The organism is Motiliproteus sp. (genome assembly GCF_965230735.1).
Classification (GTDB): Bacteria; Pseudomonadota; Gammaproteobacteria; order Pseudomonadales; family Balneatricaceae; genus Motiliproteus.
Window position 1 is genome coordinate 2,065,568 of sequence record NZ_OZ246016.1, and the last position, 15,063, is coordinate 2,080,630.

At 58.7% G+C, this 15,063-nt stretch carries 16 protein-coding genes; 7 read left to right on the forward strand and 9 right to left on the reverse strand.

Going from position 1 to position 15,063, the window contains the following annotated elements:
- Window positions 1-27: 27 nt before the first annotated feature.
- From ACO05M_RS09610 to ACO05M_RS09625, 4 genes are read left to right on the forward strand one after another with little or no spacing between them, the layout of a single operon-like run.
- A complete protein-coding gene (locus ACO05M_RS09610) occupies window positions 28-783 on the forward strand; it encodes a TetR/AcrR family transcriptional regulator (protein WP_421861886.1) in 756 nt (251 codons plus the stop codon).
- Window positions 780-1,271, forward strand: coding sequence for a L,D-transpeptidase family protein (locus ACO05M_RS09615; protein ID WP_421861887.1), 492 nt, complete (start codon window positions 780-782; stop codon window positions 1,269-1,271). Before ACO05M_RS09610 ends, ACO05M_RS09615 begins: the two co-directional genes overlap by 4 nt.
- A 60-nt stretch (window positions 1,272-1,331) precedes the next feature.
- Complete coding sequence (gene nagZ, locus ACO05M_RS09620) at window positions 1,332-2,357, forward strand: beta-N-acetylhexosaminidase (protein ID WP_421861889.1); 1,026 nt, start codon at window positions 1,332-1,334, stop codon at window positions 2,355-2,357.
- Window positions 2,358-2,386: 29 nt separating this feature from the next.
- A complete protein-coding gene (locus ACO05M_RS09625; protein WP_421861891.1) occupies window positions 2,387-3,538 on the forward strand; it encodes a mechanosensitive ion channel family protein in 1,152 nt (383 codons plus the stop codon).
- Window positions 3,539-3,576: 38 nt separating this feature from the next.
- Here the strand turns inward: ACO05M_RS09625 and ACO05M_RS09630 are convergent, their stop codons facing one another.
- The 5 genes from ACO05M_RS09630 to ACO05M_RS09650 form a co-directional block, all read right to left on the reverse strand.
- A complete protein-coding gene (locus ACO05M_RS09630) occupies window positions 3,577-4,224 on the reverse strand; it encodes a glutathione S-transferase family protein (protein WP_421861893.1) in 648 nt (215 codons plus the stop codon).
- Between the two features lie 47 nt (window positions 4,225-4,271).
- Window positions 4,272-4,535 carry a DUF5062 family protein gene (locus tag ACO05M_RS09635; RefSeq protein ID WP_421861895.1) on the reverse strand — a complete coding sequence of 88 codons (264 nt, stop codon included), beginning with the start codon at window positions 4,533-4,535 and terminating at the stop codon, window positions 4,272-4,274.
- Between the two features lie 202 nt (window positions 4,536-4,737).
- Complete coding sequence (gene amrS, locus ACO05M_RS09640) at window positions 4,738-5,829, reverse strand: AmmeMemoRadiSam system radical SAM enzyme (RefSeq protein WP_421861897.1); 1,092 nt, start codon at window positions 5,827-5,829, stop codon at window positions 4,738-4,740.
- A gap of 58 nt (window positions 5,830-5,887) precedes the next feature.
- Window positions 5,888-6,916, reverse strand: a complete 1,029-nt coding sequence (locus ACO05M_RS09645) for an HD-GYP domain-containing protein (RefSeq protein WP_421861899.1) — start codon at window positions 6,914-6,916, stop codon at window positions 5,888-5,890.
- Window positions 6,917-6,927: 11 nt separating this feature from the next.
- Window positions 6,928-7,089, reverse strand: a complete 162-nt coding sequence (locus tag ACO05M_RS09650; RefSeq protein ID WP_421861901.1) for a rubredoxin — start codon at window positions 7,087-7,089, stop codon at window positions 6,928-6,930.
- A gap of 349 nt (window positions 7,090-7,438) precedes the next feature.
- Between ACO05M_RS09650 and amrB the strand changes: the two genes are divergently transcribed.
- The 3 genes from amrB to ACO05M_RS09665 are packed head-to-tail and all read left to right on the forward strand — an operon-like array spanning window position 7,439 to window position 10,491.
- Window positions 7,439-8,284, forward strand: coding sequence for an AmmeMemoRadiSam system protein B (amrB, locus tag ACO05M_RS09655; RefSeq protein ID WP_421861903.1), 846 nt, complete (start codon window positions 7,439-7,441; stop codon window positions 8,282-8,284).
- Window positions 8,262-8,915, forward strand: coding sequence for an AmmeMemoRadiSam system protein A (gene amrA / locus ACO05M_RS09660; protein WP_421861905.1), 654 nt, complete (start codon window positions 8,262-8,264; stop codon window positions 8,913-8,915). The genes amrB and amrA overlap by 23 nt, the downstream gene beginning before the upstream one ends.
- A gap of 40 nt (window positions 8,916-8,955) precedes the next feature.
- Window positions 8,956-10,491: an MFS transporter gene (locus ACO05M_RS09665; RefSeq protein WP_421861907.1), complete on the forward strand. Its 1,536-nt coding sequence runs from the start codon at window positions 8,956-8,958 to the stop codon at window positions 10,489-10,491.
- Window positions 10,492-10,507: 16 nt separating this feature from the next.
- On the opposite strand, the gene ACO05M_RS09670 is transcribed toward ACO05M_RS09665, so the two are convergent.
- The 4 genes from ACO05M_RS09670 to syd form a co-directional block, all read right to left on the reverse strand.
- A complete protein-coding gene (locus tag ACO05M_RS09670) occupies window positions 10,508-12,349 on the reverse strand; it encodes a PAS domain-containing hybrid sensor histidine kinase/response regulator (protein WP_421861909.1) in 1,842 nt (613 codons plus the stop codon).
- Entirely contained in the window at window positions 12,333-13,496 is a 1,164-nt protein-coding gene (ercA, locus tag ACO05M_RS09675; protein WP_421861911.1) for an alcohol dehydrogenase-like regulatory protein ErcA, read from the reverse strand. The genes ACO05M_RS09670 and ercA overlap by 17 nt, the downstream gene beginning before the upstream one ends.
- A gap of 151 nt (window positions 13,497-13,647) precedes the next feature.
- Window positions 13,648-14,235, reverse strand: coding sequence for a YajG family lipoprotein (locus ACO05M_RS09680; protein ID WP_421861913.1), 588 nt, complete (start codon window positions 14,233-14,235; stop codon window positions 13,648-13,650).
- Between the two features lie 98 nt (window positions 14,236-14,333).
- Window positions 14,334-14,924, reverse strand: coding sequence for a SecY-interacting protein (gene syd, locus ACO05M_RS09685; protein WP_421861915.1), 591 nt, complete (start codon window positions 14,922-14,924; stop codon window positions 14,334-14,336).
- Window positions 14,925-15,063: the final 139 nt, after the last annotated feature.

Consider the following 15,063-nt stretch of genomic DNA (forward strand, 5'->3'; position numbering starts at 1 on the left):
ATCAACCTCTGGAAACAGGAGTCAAGCTTGGCTAAGTCGACCGTCAAACGCATTCTGGATACCGCCGTGGAGCTTTTTGCCCAGAATGGTTTCGACCAGACCTCCGTTCGTGATATCACCCAGGCGGCCAACGTCAATCTGGCCGCGATCAACTACCACTTCGGGTCCCGCGATGCGTTGATCCAGGCGGTCGCCGAGCGTTATTTGACCCCCATGTGCCAGTTATTGGAGCGTCAGCTGGATGATCATGACAGCCTGGAAACCGAACTCAGTCTGGAGGATCTGCTCGAACTGCTGATCGCCGCCATGCTCAGTTCGGTCGAAAAGGATCGTCAGGGGGTCAGCCTGTTTATGCGTCTGGTGGGGCAGGCCTATCTGAGCTCCGACAATAATCTGCGGGCTTTTTTACAGCGCCGTTACGGTCCGCTGTTCGGCCGTTTTCTGAGCCAGATGAGCCAACGGGTACCGCAGATGAGTCAGAGTGAATTCTATTGGCGCTGCCACTTCATGATCGGTACGGCAGTGTTGTCGATGGCTCGCCACGGTATGCTGGCTGATCAGGAACGCCTGTTCTTCGGCAGCAAGGCTTCGGAACCGGAAGTGTTCCATCGATTGGTCAGTTTCCTGGCCGCCGGATTACGTGCCGAACCGGATATGGTGACCGAGCAACCCTTGCTGGACGTACCCGAGGCGTTCCCGAAACAGAGCAACAACGGTCAGCTGCCTGAGATCCAGAACCAACAGTCGGATCAGGGTGAGCTGCCTCCGGGGAGCAAAGGGTGAATCCGGGGCATCCCCGAATCGAAATCTCCATCAGCCAGCAGTGTTTAACCCTGTTACAGGGCGAGCATGAGCTGCGACGCTACCCGATCTCTTCAGCCGCTAACGGCGTTGGACAACAGCAAGACAGCGGCTGTACCCCGTTGGGAAGGCATCGGGTTCGAGCCATGATTGGAAGGGACTGTCCGCTCAACTCGGTGTTTGTCGGTCGGCGGCCAACCGGTGAGATCTACAGCCAAGAACTGGCTGAACAATACCCCCGCCGAGACTGGATCCTGAGCCGTATCCTGTGGCTGTGCGGTTGTGAACCGGGCTATAACCGCCTCGGGACCGTCGATAGTATGCGTCGCTATATCTACATTCACGGCACCCCGGATTCTGAGCCGATGGGCGAGCCCCGCTCCCATGGCTGCATCCGGATGCGCAATCAGGACCTGGTCGAGCTGTTTGAACATTTAGCACCGGGTACCGAGGTGCTTATCAAGGCTTAATCTTCGATCGGAATCTTTGTCATGACGTCTTCCTATCCCCCGCTTCCGGCTGGGCCCTTGATGCTTGATCTGGCCGGCTTTCAACTCACCGATGATGAGGCCGAGCTGCTACGTCGCCCCGCCGTCGGTGGCGTGATCCTGTTCAGTCGCAACTATCGGGATCCACAGCAGTTGATCTATCTGACCGAGCAGATTCGGAGCGTGCGTCCCGAACTTCTGCTGGCGGTTGATCATGAAGGGGGGCGGGTACAGCGTTTTCGAGCCGGCTTCACCCGGATTCCCGCGATGGCCCGGCTGACCGCTTATTGGCAGCAGGATCCGGCTGCCGGGCTGGCGCTGGCAAGAGATTGCGGGTGGCTCTACGCCTCAGAGTTGCTGGCTCACGGACTGGATATCAGCTTTGCCCCGATACTGGATATGGATCGGGGGATCAGTGAAGTGATCGGTGATCGTAGTTTCGGCGCCCAGGCCGAGGTCGTCGAAGCCCTTGCGGCAGAGCTGATGGCCGGGATGCACGAAGCCGGTATGGCCACCACTGGAAAACACTTCCCCGGCCATGGCGCCGTTGCTGCCGACTCTCACCTGGAGATGCCGGTCGATGAGCGCGAATATGCCGTTATTGAAGCCGAGGATCTGCGTCCGTTTGCCCGCTTTGCCCGCCCGGAGTTCGCGCTGGATGGCGAGCCGGCTCTGATGGATGCGGTGATGCCGGCCCATGTGGTTTACTCGCGCTGTGATTCCCAGCCGGCGGGCTTTTCCCACTTCTGGCTGCAACAGGTGCTGCGGCTGCAGCTGGGTTTTGACGGCATGATTTTCAGCGATGACCTGAGCATGGCCGGTGCAGAGATCGCCGGCGGTTATGCCGAGCGGGCCGAGGCCGCACTTCAGGCCGGCTGCGATATGGTGTTGGTCTGTAACCAACCCCAGGCAGCCCGCGAGGTGCTCGATTGGCTGGAGCAGCAGGGCAGGCTGCAAGCGCCTAGGGTGCTGCAGATGAAGGCCCGGCGCCACCCCACGATGGATCAGTTGCAGGACGAGCCTCGTTGGCAGATTTGTCATGGTAAGCTGCAGGCGTTGGTGGATTGATCGTGGTATCCCTTGAGTAAGGAGTCGAAATGGAGATCGAACTAAAGGCGTTTTGGGACCAGCTTGGGCTGCATACTCCGGAGCGGTTCTGGATTATCGAAGTCTTTATCGTTGTTTTTGTCACCCTGCTGGCCAGCTTCTTTCTGAGCCGGGTATTTGCCCGCTTGGCCACTAAGCTGGAGCAAACCCGAAATATTTGGGATGACGTTCTGCTCAATGCGATCCGTCGACCGGCCACCTTTATGATCTGGGTAGTGGGCCTGGGCTGGGCTGCGCAGATTATCGACGAGCGAACCCAGACAACGCTGTTGGTGATGTTTGAGCCGGCCAGGGATGTGATCGTGATCGCATTGTTGGCCTGGTTCCTGTTGCGGTTGGTACGCGGCTTTGAGCAGGGCCTGATTGACCCGGAACGGTCGAAAAAACCGATGGATCAAACCACCGCCCACGCGGTGAGCAAACTGTTGCGGGCCTCGGTGATCATCACTGCGGTGCTGGTGGTGCTGCAGTCGTTGGGCTACAGCATCTCGGGGGTGCTGGCCTTCGGTGGTATCGGTGGTATCGCGGTGGGTTTTGCCGCCAAGGATCTGCTGGCCAACTTCTTCGGTGGCTTGATGATCTACCTGGATCGCCCCTTCGCGGTGGGGGATTGGGTTCGTTCACCAGACCAGGAGATTGAGGGAACGGTGGAATATATCGGCTGGCGTCAGACCCGTATCCGCACCTTCGATAAGCGTCCGCTCTATGTGCCCAACTCCACCTTCGCCAATATTTCGGTGGAGAACCCGTCGCGGATGACCAATCGGCGCATTTACGAAACAATCGGTATCCGCTATGACGATGCGGCCCAGGTCAAGCAGGTGGTCGACGCGGTTCGACAGATGTTGCGCGAGCATCCGGATATTGATACCGGGCAGACACTGATCGTCAATTTGAACGCCTTCGCGCCTAGTTCGCTGGACTTCTTTATCTACTGCTTCACCAAGACCACCAACTGGGTGGAGTACCACGGAATCAAAGAAGATGTGATGCTGCGGATTATCGACCTGGTCGAACAGCATCGTGCCGAGATAGCCTACCCGACCCAGACGCTGCACCTGGTCTCGCCGCAGACGGCGGGATTGGAGACTGAAGCTCCGTTAGCGGTGGCGGCAGCCCCTCACTCGGTAAGCGAGACCTGATCAGCGTTTAGCGTCTTCAGCACGGGATCGAGGTCGGTTCAGGCACCGACCTCTTCGCGTAGGATAACTTCCGGCTCGGCCTGACCGGCGGCGATCCACTCCTGCAGCAACGGATTGGAGAGCTGCAATTTCACGTACTCACGGCTGTTGTGGGCCAGGCTCAGTTGGTAGCCGTTAAAGCGGATGGCCACCGGGGCGAAGAAGGCGTCAATAATCCCGAAGCGGCCGAACAGCCAGGGGCCTTCCTGGGCGTGGTGTTCGATACATTGCTGCCAGATCTGCTCAATCCGAGCGATATCGGCCAGCGCCGCCTGACTGGGTTCGATCTGGCGTTGGAGGGCACGACAGTTCATCGGCAGTTCAGCGCGCAGGGCGGTGAAGCCGCTGTGCATCTCACAGACGTAGGCCCGTGCCAGGGCTCGCTGATAGGGCTCATCAGGCCATAGCAGCGGGTTGCGTTCCGCCAGAAATTCACAGATCGCCAGGCTATCCCAGATGCTGCCTTGATCGTCCTGATAAACCGGTACCCTTCCGGCCTGGCTGTAGCGCTTGAGTTCTCTATGAAAGTCCGGGCTGCCCAGTGACAGGCGGACCTCTTCAAAATCCAGCCCCAGATGCCGTAGTACCAGCCAGGGGCGCAGCGACCAGGATGAATAGTTCTTGTTGCCGATAATCAGTGTTGGCATGACGTCGTTCTCGCCCTGGTCATGGATGAACTCATTATTGAAACCGATTATTCCTGCAGAAGAGGATGGTTGTCGGGCAGGTTACGGGAGATCCACAGGGCCAACTTGTGACGCATGTGGGGGAGATCGACCTGATCCTTAGCCAGCGGCTGGATCAGGTTGTCATGGACCAGCAGCTTGTAGATCGCAGTCACCTTCAGATCGGCACCGTCAGTGGCTTCAAATTCTCCGGCACCACGCTTCTTCAAGTAGAGGCCACCGACCCGGATCGCTTCCTTAAGTAACTCATTCTCGTGCTTGAGCTTTTTCATCTGAAATCTCTATCCCATCGGATTGGTTGCCCCTGAGTATAGAACGGCGTTGCGGGGTAGGGAACCGGTGGATAAGGCGACACCGGCAACCGGCTTTCAACTGGGTCCGCGATGGATTCAGCTGGCGATGCTGCAGCGGCTTGCTGGTCAGCATCCATGGATACAGGGCGTCATTCAGGGAAGTCAGCTGGGAGGAAGAGCGTTAATCCGCGCGGTTACAGATTCTGACCGGTTGTCGCTGAGCGCCCCAATGCCCGGGGTCCGCTTCGAAGCGTCCGGCGATGGTCCGACCGCAGTCACGGCATCCCCCCCGTCCGTTGAGTCCCCAGTGACCGAGCTGATACCAGTCCCGTTCGATTAGTAGTGCGCCGCAACCGGGGCAGAAGGTACTGCCGCCCTGGCGATCGTGAACATTGCCGGTGTAAACGTAATGGAGGCCGCAGGCAAGGCCGATCTCGCGGGCCCGGGTCAGGGTGGCTGGTGGAGTGGGCGGGGTATCCAGCATTTTGAAATCCGGATGGAAGGCGCTGAAATGCAGCGGCACATCGGGACCGAGTTGCTCGACAATCCAGCGGCACTGCGCCTCGAGTTCGGCGTCGCTGTCATTTTGATCGGGAATCAGCAAGGTGGTGATCTCAAACCAGACATCGGTTTCCCAGCGCAGGTATTGCAGGGTTTCCAGTACCGGCTGTAATTCGGCACCGCAGAGTTTGCGATAGAAGCGCTCACTAAAGCCCTTCAGGTCGATATTGGCCGCGTCCATCGCTTGGTAGAACTCAACCCGGGGCTCGGGACAAATGTAGCCGGCGCTGACGGCCACGGTCCGGATGTCGCGCTCATGACAGGCGGCGGCGACATCCAGCGCATATTCCATAAAGATCACCGGGTCGTTGTAGGTGAAAGCCACCGAGCGGCAGCCGTAGCGTTCGGCGGTTTCAGCCAGCGATCTGGGGTTGGCCCGATCGGCCAGGGTATCCATCTGGCGTGACTTGCTCATGTCCCAGTTCTGGCAGAATTTGCAGGTCAGGTTGCAGCCGGCAGTGCCGAAGGAGAGCACCGGGGTGCCGGGCAAAAAATGGTTGAGCGGTTTTTTCTCGATCGGGTCGATGCAGAAACCGCTGGAGCGGCCCCAGGTATAGAGTTTGATCTGCTGGTTTTTGCAGCCCCGCACAAAGCAGAGGCCACGCTGGCCATCGCGTAACTTGCAGTAGCGAGGGCACAGATCGCACTGTACCCGACCATCGTCGAGCTGATGCCAGTAGTGGGTTGGATAGCTAGTTAGCTCGGTACTCATTGCAGTGATCCCGTGGGCTCACTGCAAGTATAGGTAGGTTGGATCTCAGGGGTGGCGACTAGCGGGGAATGCCACCCATCAATTTCACAAATTTCTCGAACAGCTCTTTGTTGAAATGGTCGGACATCTGCGACTTCATCAGTTTCAGGGCCTCGAACGGCGGCATCGCTTTCTTGTACGAGCGCTCGGCGGTTAGCGCATCAAAAACATCGGCGATACAGCAGATCTTGCCGTAGATATGAATTTCACGATCATGCAGTTGCTTCGGATAGCCGCTGCCGTCGGCACGCTCATGGTGCTGCAGGATGATGATCCGGCTCTCTTCGGTCAACTCGCCGGTCTTTTCCAACAGCTTGAAGCCCTGGTAGGGGTGGCTTCGCATATGGCGCATCTCGGCATCGTCGAGTCGACCGGGCTTGTTGATCACCTCCTGGCGGATATTGACCTTGCCCAGGTCGTGAAGAAAGAATCCGGCCCCCAGCTCATGCATGTCATGCTGGTCGGACTGGCCGAACAGGGCCTTGGCCACCATGATACTGGTGACGCCGACATTGACCGAATGGGTATAGGTATAGAAGTCGTGATCGGTGATCCGCAGCATGTTGATCGCCGTGGCATCATCGCTGAGGATCAGGTCGGTCACCGAGCTGATCGCCTGTTTCGAGGCCTTCAGGTTCTCGGCTGTGGGGGATTCCAGCAGCCGGTTCATCAGCTCCCGAGAATGGCTGTAAACCGCTTGGGAGCGCTTTTCCGGCGGCATCTTTTTATCGTGAAGTGACTCCAGCAGCTGCTCGGGTACCAACGTCTCCGGATTCCACTGCGGCAGGTCGTCGCTGAGCTTGGGATCCTGCGGCGTCGGTTCTTCACTTTGTTCGACCTGGGGTGCTTTAGGCAGCCGGCTGCGTTCCAGATCCACGCGAACCTTGTCAAAGCCACAATCTTGCAGTTTTTTCAGTTGGTCTGAATCTTTAATCTGAAACTGATTGCGTAGAAACGGATGATCCATCCAGCTGCTGGGCAATACCACGTACATACCCACTTGCAGTTCGTTGGCGGCGACGTTGGTCAAATCGCGGGTTTGGCTCATGAGCGTCCTTGCTACTCGGGGCTAAACAGCGACTTTGGGGCGCCACATTCCGGGCAGACCCAGTCATCCGGAATATCTTCCCAGGCCGTTCCCGGCGGAATGCCTTCATCCGGGCAACCGACGGCAGGGTCGTAGACGTAGTCGCATATTTCGCACTGATATCTCTGTTCCATATTATAGGTGCTGATTCGTTGTAGAAGGATGACAAGACCAATTGTTGTACGACGATTCGACCATCGGATGGTCGATCCCGCTTTGCCGCGTAGCTGCCAAGTGGCTCTGCAGGGCTGCCTATTCCGTTAGGTTGCCGTCGGGAGTCGATGTTCCATTATAGTGCTTATCCTTGGCACTGAAACCCGCAGGATGGGTGCGTTTGGCGTTAGGATTCAGTGGATCCTTGACCCGCATCATCCCTGTGCCGATGGGCTACCCTATAAGCAGACCCATTTAAGCAGCTTGGAGCTACGTAACTAGCCCTGAGCTGCGTAACCAGTCGTTCACCTGCCTACGGGGTACTTAACCATGGACTCCGAATCTTCTGAGACCCGCTCCAGCCGAAATCGACCCGGCACAACCCGCGCGGCGGCCGTGGCCGGCCTGTTTTATCCCGCCGAGCCGAGCCGGTTACATCAACAGGTGGCGACTCATCTGCAGCAGAATCCGGTTCCGGCCGACTCCTCCGTGCAGCAGGACAGTCGTTTGAGCGCCCTGATTGTGCCCCATGCCGGGTTGGTCTATTCGGGGCCGATAGCCGCAACGGCCTACAATCTGCTGACGACTCTGGCGGACGAAATTCAGCAGGTTGTGCTGCTGGGACCGGCACACCGGGTGCCATTGCAAGGGGTTGCACTGAGCGGCGCCGCGTATTTTGAGACGCCGTTGGGAAGGCTGCCGCTAGACCGGGAAGGCGCGGCGGAGCTGGCTCGGTTGCCCGGGGTCAGCTTTAACGATGAAGCTCACTTTGAAGAACATTGTCTGGAGGTCCAGCTGCCCTTTCTGCAACAGCTACTCGGTGAGTTCCGTATCCTGCCGCTGGTGGTCGGGCGAACCCCGGCAGCGTTGGTGGCGGATCTGCTGGAACAGTTCTGGGGGCGAGCCGGTACGTTGCTGTTATTCAGCTCCGATCTGAGCCACTACCTGGACTATGCCCATGCCCAACAGCGAGACCGCGAGACGTCAGCACAGCTCTGTCGCCTGGAGGGTGAGCTCAGTGGTGAGCAGGCGTGCGGCTGTTATGGGCTCAATGGTTTGATGGAGCTGGGGCGTCGTCGACAGCTAAAGATTGAACTGCTGGATCTGCGAAATTCCGGCGATACCGCCGGAGATCGGCAACGGGTGGTCGGTTATGGTGCCTTTGCCGTCCACTGATTGGCCTCAGGCGCTAAGCCGGCAACAGCAACAACAGCTGCTGATGATGGCCCGCGCTGCTATCCGCTCTCGATGGGATTCGTCAGGGCCTGAAAGAGCCGCAACCGCCGATGCTGCCAGCTTAGCCAGCGAGATCCTGCCGGATTCAGCCGACCTCAATACACCACCCTGGAATCGACCGGTAGCCTGCTTTGTGACGCTGCATCAGCGCGATGATCATCAACTGCGGGGCTGCATCGGAACTCTGGACGATGAGCGGACCCTGGCCGATGCCGTGGCTTACTATGCCAGGCAGGCCGCCTTCCACGACCCTCGCTTTTCACCGATGCGCGCCGATGAGTTAGCAGGCATTTCCATTGAGATTTCGCTGTTGTCACCCCTGCAACCGCTGCGGGTGGAATCAGAGGCCGAATTACTGCAGCAGTTACGTCCGGGGATTGACGGGCTGAAGCTGGAATCGGAGCTTCATCGGGCGACTTTTCTGCCCCAGGTGTGGGAACAGTTGCCGCAATCGGATGACTTTGTGGCGAGGCTAAAAGCCAAGGCGGGCTTGGCGCCCGACTACTGGAGTGATACCTTGCGCTGGTCGGTCTATCAGGTTTGGCATTTTAGCGATAATACCGAGTGCTGACGCTCGTCCATCTTCCAATATTCCCGTTTTGAGTTTATCCATGCAGCAATCTTCGGCGGGTGCCGATACCCCCGTCTCGACGCCCTCCTCTTCCATTCCCCCGGCCATGGCTCGTGGTCGACCTGGGCCTGACTATGCGCAAGATCCCAAGGCACGCTGGCTGGCGTTGATCAGTGTCTGTCTGTCATTGATGGTGACCTCGCTGACGCTGTCGGCTGCCAGTATTGCGATTCCGGCGATCGCTGATCAGCTTCAGGCCAGTGCGGTGATGGTGAGCTGGATTCCGACCGCGCTGCTGTGGGGCAGTATCGTATTGATGCTGCCGGCCGGACGGGTGGCAGATATCGTAGGGCGTAAGCGGGTTTACCTGGTCGGGGTAACGCTGTTCTCGATCTCGTCGCTGCTGATCTTTACGGTCGGAAGTATCGAGGCGCTGCTGGGGCTACGGGTGATGCAGGGGTTGAGCAGCTCGATGGTGTTCGGCAGCGGCTTGGCGGTGGTTGGCTCGGTATTTCCGCCCAAGGCTCGCGGCCAGGCTCTGGGCTTTGCCGCCTCTTCGGTCTATCTGGGGCTGACCGCGGGGCCGTTGATCGGCGGCTGGCTGACCGAACTCTACGGCTGGCGCAGTGTGTTCTGGATGCCGATCCCGTTAACGGTATTGGCGTTGCTGCTGGTGGCGCTGTTCCTCAAAGGTGAATGGAAGAGTGAGACCCCCGAGCGGCTCGACTGGGTTGGCAGCCTGTTGTTCGCCGCCTGGGTCAGTGCCGCCTTTCTTGGCATTTCCGGTTTGCCGGAGCCGGAATCAATTGCCCTGGTTGGCCTGGGAGGGGCGCTGCTATGGTGGTTTATCCGCCACCAGAACCGGGTCGAGTATCCACTGATACGGCTGCAGGTGTTGCGCCAGAATCGACTGTTGCGGCGTTCGATCAAAGCCAGTCTGTTCATGTACGGCGCCAATTTTCCGATCGTGTTTCTGCTGAGCCTCTATCTGCAGTATATCCAGAGTATGTCGCCCAGCGAGGCGGGGCAGTTAATCCTGATCGAGACGCTGGTGATGATGGTGCTGGCTCCGTTGGCCGGGCGGCTGTCGGACCGGTTTGAAGCACGTATCATTTCGACCCTCGGCTGTCTGTGCTTCGCGTTCGGATTCGGACTGTTGATCTGGTTGCAGATGGATACCAGCAAACTGTTTATCGTGATCGCGCTGGCAATATTGGGATTGGGTTTCGGACTGTTCTCCACGCCAAACAACAGCGCGGTGATGGGGGCGGTACCCCGCAGCCGGATGGGGATCGCATCGGCGATGTTGAGCCTGTCCCGCACCCTCGGAAATCTGGTCGGTACGGCGCTGGTGATGATGCTGATCTCCTGGTCGATCGGTGAAGTGGCGATCGAACCGGAACAATATCCGCAGTTGCTGTGGGTGGTGAAAACCTCGCTGGCGCTGTCCGGGTTGGCGGCCTTGGCGGCCTGTTATTACTCCTTTACCCGCGGTTCGGTGCATCAGCCTGCGACACCGCCGCAAACATCCGCACCGGCTGCCGATACTAAAGGGCATTCCGGCGGCAACAGTTGATCTCGCGAGGGTTGAATTAGCGGCTTAACAGGTGGCTCATCAGGGCCCGAAGCTTGCCGGGTTTGATCGGCTTATTGAGGCGCTGTAAGCCGCGCTGCTGAAGCAGTTGGCGTAACTCGATACTGCGATCGGCGGTGATCATCAGCGCCGTCGGTCGCGGTTGTTGCTGCTGGTCGCACCAAAGGTACAGCTCATCCAGGACGTCGAGTCCGGTGAGTTCGTTGTCCAGATGGTAGTCCGCCAGAATCACTGCCGGAGCATGCTGTTGCAGGCATTCCAGGGCCTGTTGTCCGTCGGCAGCGCAGCTAACCTGACAACCCCATTGCTGCAGTAGTGCGACCATTCCGATCTGGATCGATTCCTCATTTTCGATAACCAATACCGACAATTGCTCTAGATCACCGCCGACGGCAACCGCGGGTGCCAGCCCCGTGATCATCTGGGGCTCGCTGACGTGTCCCAGAGGCGCCTGGACGGAAAAACAGCAACCCCGACCAGGTTGTGAGCGTACCCGAATCGGGTGATCCAGAATGCTGGCGATTCGATCCACGATTGCCAGGCCCAGGCCGACACCCTGGCCGCTGGTGGCGTTGTCGAGCTGGTGAAACTCCTGATAGATCTCATGCAGACGATCGGCTGGGATTCCCGGCCCGGTATCACAGACCAGCAACTCGATCCCCGGTGGGTTGGTGCCGGTTAACCGTCGCCGACAACCGAGCAAGATGGCGCCGCTGTCGGTATAACGGATCGCATTGCTGAGAAAGTTTCTAAGAATCCGGCTCAGCAGCCGGGCGTCGGAGTAGATCCAGCTGCGGCAGGGCACGAGCCTCAGCTCCAGCCCGGCCTCTCGGGCTACGGGTTCAAATTCGGTGTACAGCTGTTGCAGCAGTTGCTCGACGCAGAAGTGGCTCGGATCGGCACTGACCGCGTTGGCGTCGAGACGGGCGATATCGAGCAGGTCTCCAAGCAGTGACTCGGCCCCTTCCAGCGCCACGTGGGCCCGCTCTACCAGTTGGCGATTATCGTCATCGTGCTCGCGGCCCTGCAGCGTCGACACTAACAGCCGCGCCGCATTAAGCGGTTGCAGCAGGTCATGACTGGCGGCGGCCAGGTATTTATCCTTGGAGCGGTTGGCGGCTTCGGCTTCGGCTTTGGCCTGCTGCAGCTGCTGTTCGATCAGCGTCCGCTCCTGGATCTCCTGGCGCAGATGCTGATTGAGCTCGCTCAGTTCGCGGGTTCGCTCGCTGACGCGTTGTTCTAGTTCCGCGTTGAGACGGTTGAGTTCGGCCTGGGCTCGTTTACGTTCGGTAATATCCTGGACAAAGGCCTCTATCAGACCTCTTTGCGGGTCCTTGAGCAGCACGTTGGTGGAGATATGGACCTTGTTGCCCTCGGCGGTCAGCAGCTGGGTTTCGAATCCGACCCGTTGGCCGTGACGGCGCAGTAGCTTGATCAGGTTGAGGTAGTCCTGCGGGATGGCGAACAGCTGCTCGCCGATATGGTTGATCTGCTCGAACTCGGCCGCCGAGGAGTAACCGCAGATTCTGGCGATGGCCGGGTTGGCGGCGGTTACCTGGCCGTCAATGCGGGCCTGGAAGATCCCGTGCAGGGCGTTTTCAAATAACCACTCGTAACGCTCTTTTTCCCGTTCAATCTCGTCGATCTTGCCCAGAAGCTCGGGGTAGTAGCTCTTGCGTGACGAGAAATCCCCCAAACCGATTAGATTTTGCAGCAGCGCTTCGTCACCCTGTTTGATTTCGCCGTCGACGTCGCGCTCAGCGGCGGTACTCGGGCGCTCCAGTTCGGTCGGATTGAAGCCGTCGGCCGGTGCCGGGACGCTGCTAGAGCGCTTCCTCATACACCACCTCAACATCACGCTTATTGGATTTTCGGGGGTTGGTCAGGATGCACGGATCTTTGATCGCTTTGTGGGACAGCATCGGGATGTCGCTGCTGCTGACGCCCGCCTCCTTGAGCCGTTGAGTGAGTCCGACATCGCTCTTCAGGGTGCTGACCCGCTGAATCAGTTCGCGCCGAATCCGGGTCGACGGCATACCACGGGTATCGATGCCGAGGGTGTCGGCCACCACCTTGAACTTGTCTTCGGCCGAGTTGTAATTGAAGTCGATCACGTGCTCGAGCAGGATCGAGTTGCACAGCCCGTGGGGCAGGTCGAGGTAACCGCCCAGGCTGTGCGACATGGCATGGACTGCGCCGAGTATCGCATTGGAGAAGGCCAATCCCGCCTTCATGCTGCCCAGCATCACCTGTTCGCGCAGTACCAGGTCATTTGGATTGGCTACCAAGGCCGGTAAATTATCCGATACCAGTTTGATCGCCTCCAGCGCGTGCATATCGGTCAACGGCCCGCTGGCGGTGGAGACAAAGGCCTCGATGGCGTGAACCAGGGCGTCGACCCCGGTGCAGGCGGTCAGGAACGGGTCCATCGTCACCGTGGTTTCCGGATCGATCAGTGAGACATCCGGCACCACCGCCTTACTGATGATCGAGATCTTATTGCGGCTCTGCTGGTCGGAGATGATCGCGAACTGGGATACGTCCGCCGACGTGCCGGCGGTGGTCGGTATAAAGATCAAGGGTGGGATCGGTGCGTGGATCTGGTCGACCCCTTCGAAACTGAGGATATGGCCGCGGTTGGCACTGACGATACCGATCCCTTTGGCACAGTCCATCGGGCTGCCGCCACCGATGGCGACGATGACATTGCAGTTTTCACTCAGGTAGCGTTCGGCGCCTCGCATCACCTCTTCGCTTCGCGGGTTGGGGCTGACATCGGTGAACAGACGGTAATCGATATCCAGTTCACGCAGGCTGGCTTCGACATCGGCGACCCAGCCGGCGGCCAGCACCCCGGGGTCGGAGACGATCAGGACGCGGTTGGCGCCGAAGGTGCGGGCGAAATTGCCGACGGTTTTGCGGGCACCGGCGCCGAAGATGATTTCCGGCGAGACGAACTTGCGCAGATTGGAGATGGGACTGCTCATCCAGGTACTCGTTGATTGTTATCGTTGTTCTGAACGTGACTCAGGCACTATAACAATTCTGACCGGGACTGTTGCTCCGGATTCCCGGCTATAAGACCAATTAAGGGGGCGGCGGCCGGGGATGCCGGCCGCCGGCAGTGCGGCTGTTGAATCAGCGACGGAGGAAGTCGATCAGGCGGGGGTCGTTGAATAGCCGGGTCAGGGTCTCGGACATGATCTGATTGATGATCTCGGCATTGGTGGCTTCGTTCGGGGCCTTGAAGAACTTATGAACCTTGGTGGATTCGTAGCGGGAGGCCTGCTGACTGCCGTTTTTGTCGGCGATGGCGGCGATCTGTGCGCGTAGCGTGATCTCCAGCGGCAGCGTCTGGGTGTCGGCCACCTTATAGCTCAGCTCCTCGACGATCAGGTTCAACTGCACCGGTTGGGGGCTGGGCTGATCGACGCGGATTCCCATTTCGGTCAAGGCGGCTTCGGCGGTTGGACGAAGGCTTCGGCTGATGGGCTGCGCCAGCGTGATGTGGTTGGAATCACGATAGACGCCCCCGCGGGTACCCAGGCTCTGGCTGGGGCGTTTGTCGGTGATGCTCAAATGAACCGTCGGTTGGTTTTCAACGACGGTATTGACGCTGATGACCGGATCCAGGCGGACCTGCTGGGGGCTCTGGGCGCAACCGGCCAGGGTTAGAAGGGCGGTGAGTCCGAGCAGGAATTTTGTCGCGGGCTTCAGCGTGGGCATAGGTGGGCTTCCATTCGATAATTAATGATTAAGTCGCTGTTCTTAGTATGACTTCGACAAAGTTTAGGGGAGCGTTGGGCGCCTGACCAGTCTGCAACCTATTGAAAGCTTCCGGGCCGCAGTTGTTGGATAAACGTCGCCAACGAGTCGGCGATCCGATCACTGCCCTTGCGGCCCGGCTGTTCCAACACTACCGCGCCGCTCTGGTTGTCTACCGCCAGGACATACTCCTCCGGTTTGGTACAGCCGAAGAACAGACTCAGGGGTTGTTTCAAGCGACGCCGTCCCAGCGCATGGCCGATAAGATTGGCTCGCAGACGCTCCAGATCCTCTTCGCTCCAGGCAAACAGAAGATCGAGTTCGCCCTGGGCTGAGTGTGCCGGCAGCGGATCGGACCAGTAGCTGAGGTAGTAGCTCTTGATCGATGGGTGAATCGGTTCTTCCAGTGCCTGTTGCAAGCGTTCAAACATATCGCTGCGTTGCTGTTGGCGGACCGGTTTCCAAGACACCGGAACCGCCTGGTCGGCCTGGTCCTGATAACAGGGAGATGGCCACTGCGGATCAAACTCCATCTGAGGCAGTTCGGACCAGCTGGCGATGCTGGCTTCGATGAATCGATCCAGGGCTTGTTCCAGCGTGGAGTCGGTTGCTGTTGTTGGGTTTTCTGAGTTGGAGGCTGGTGTAGTCAAAGAGGAACCTGAAAAAATACAAATGACTTTTGAATTATAGAAAGCGGCGGGGCAGGGGAAAATCCCCTCGAGCAGATTTATCGAGACGTTTTTTGACCACCGGCGTGTTTGCTTTTTGAACAAAAAGTCGTTGATTTGA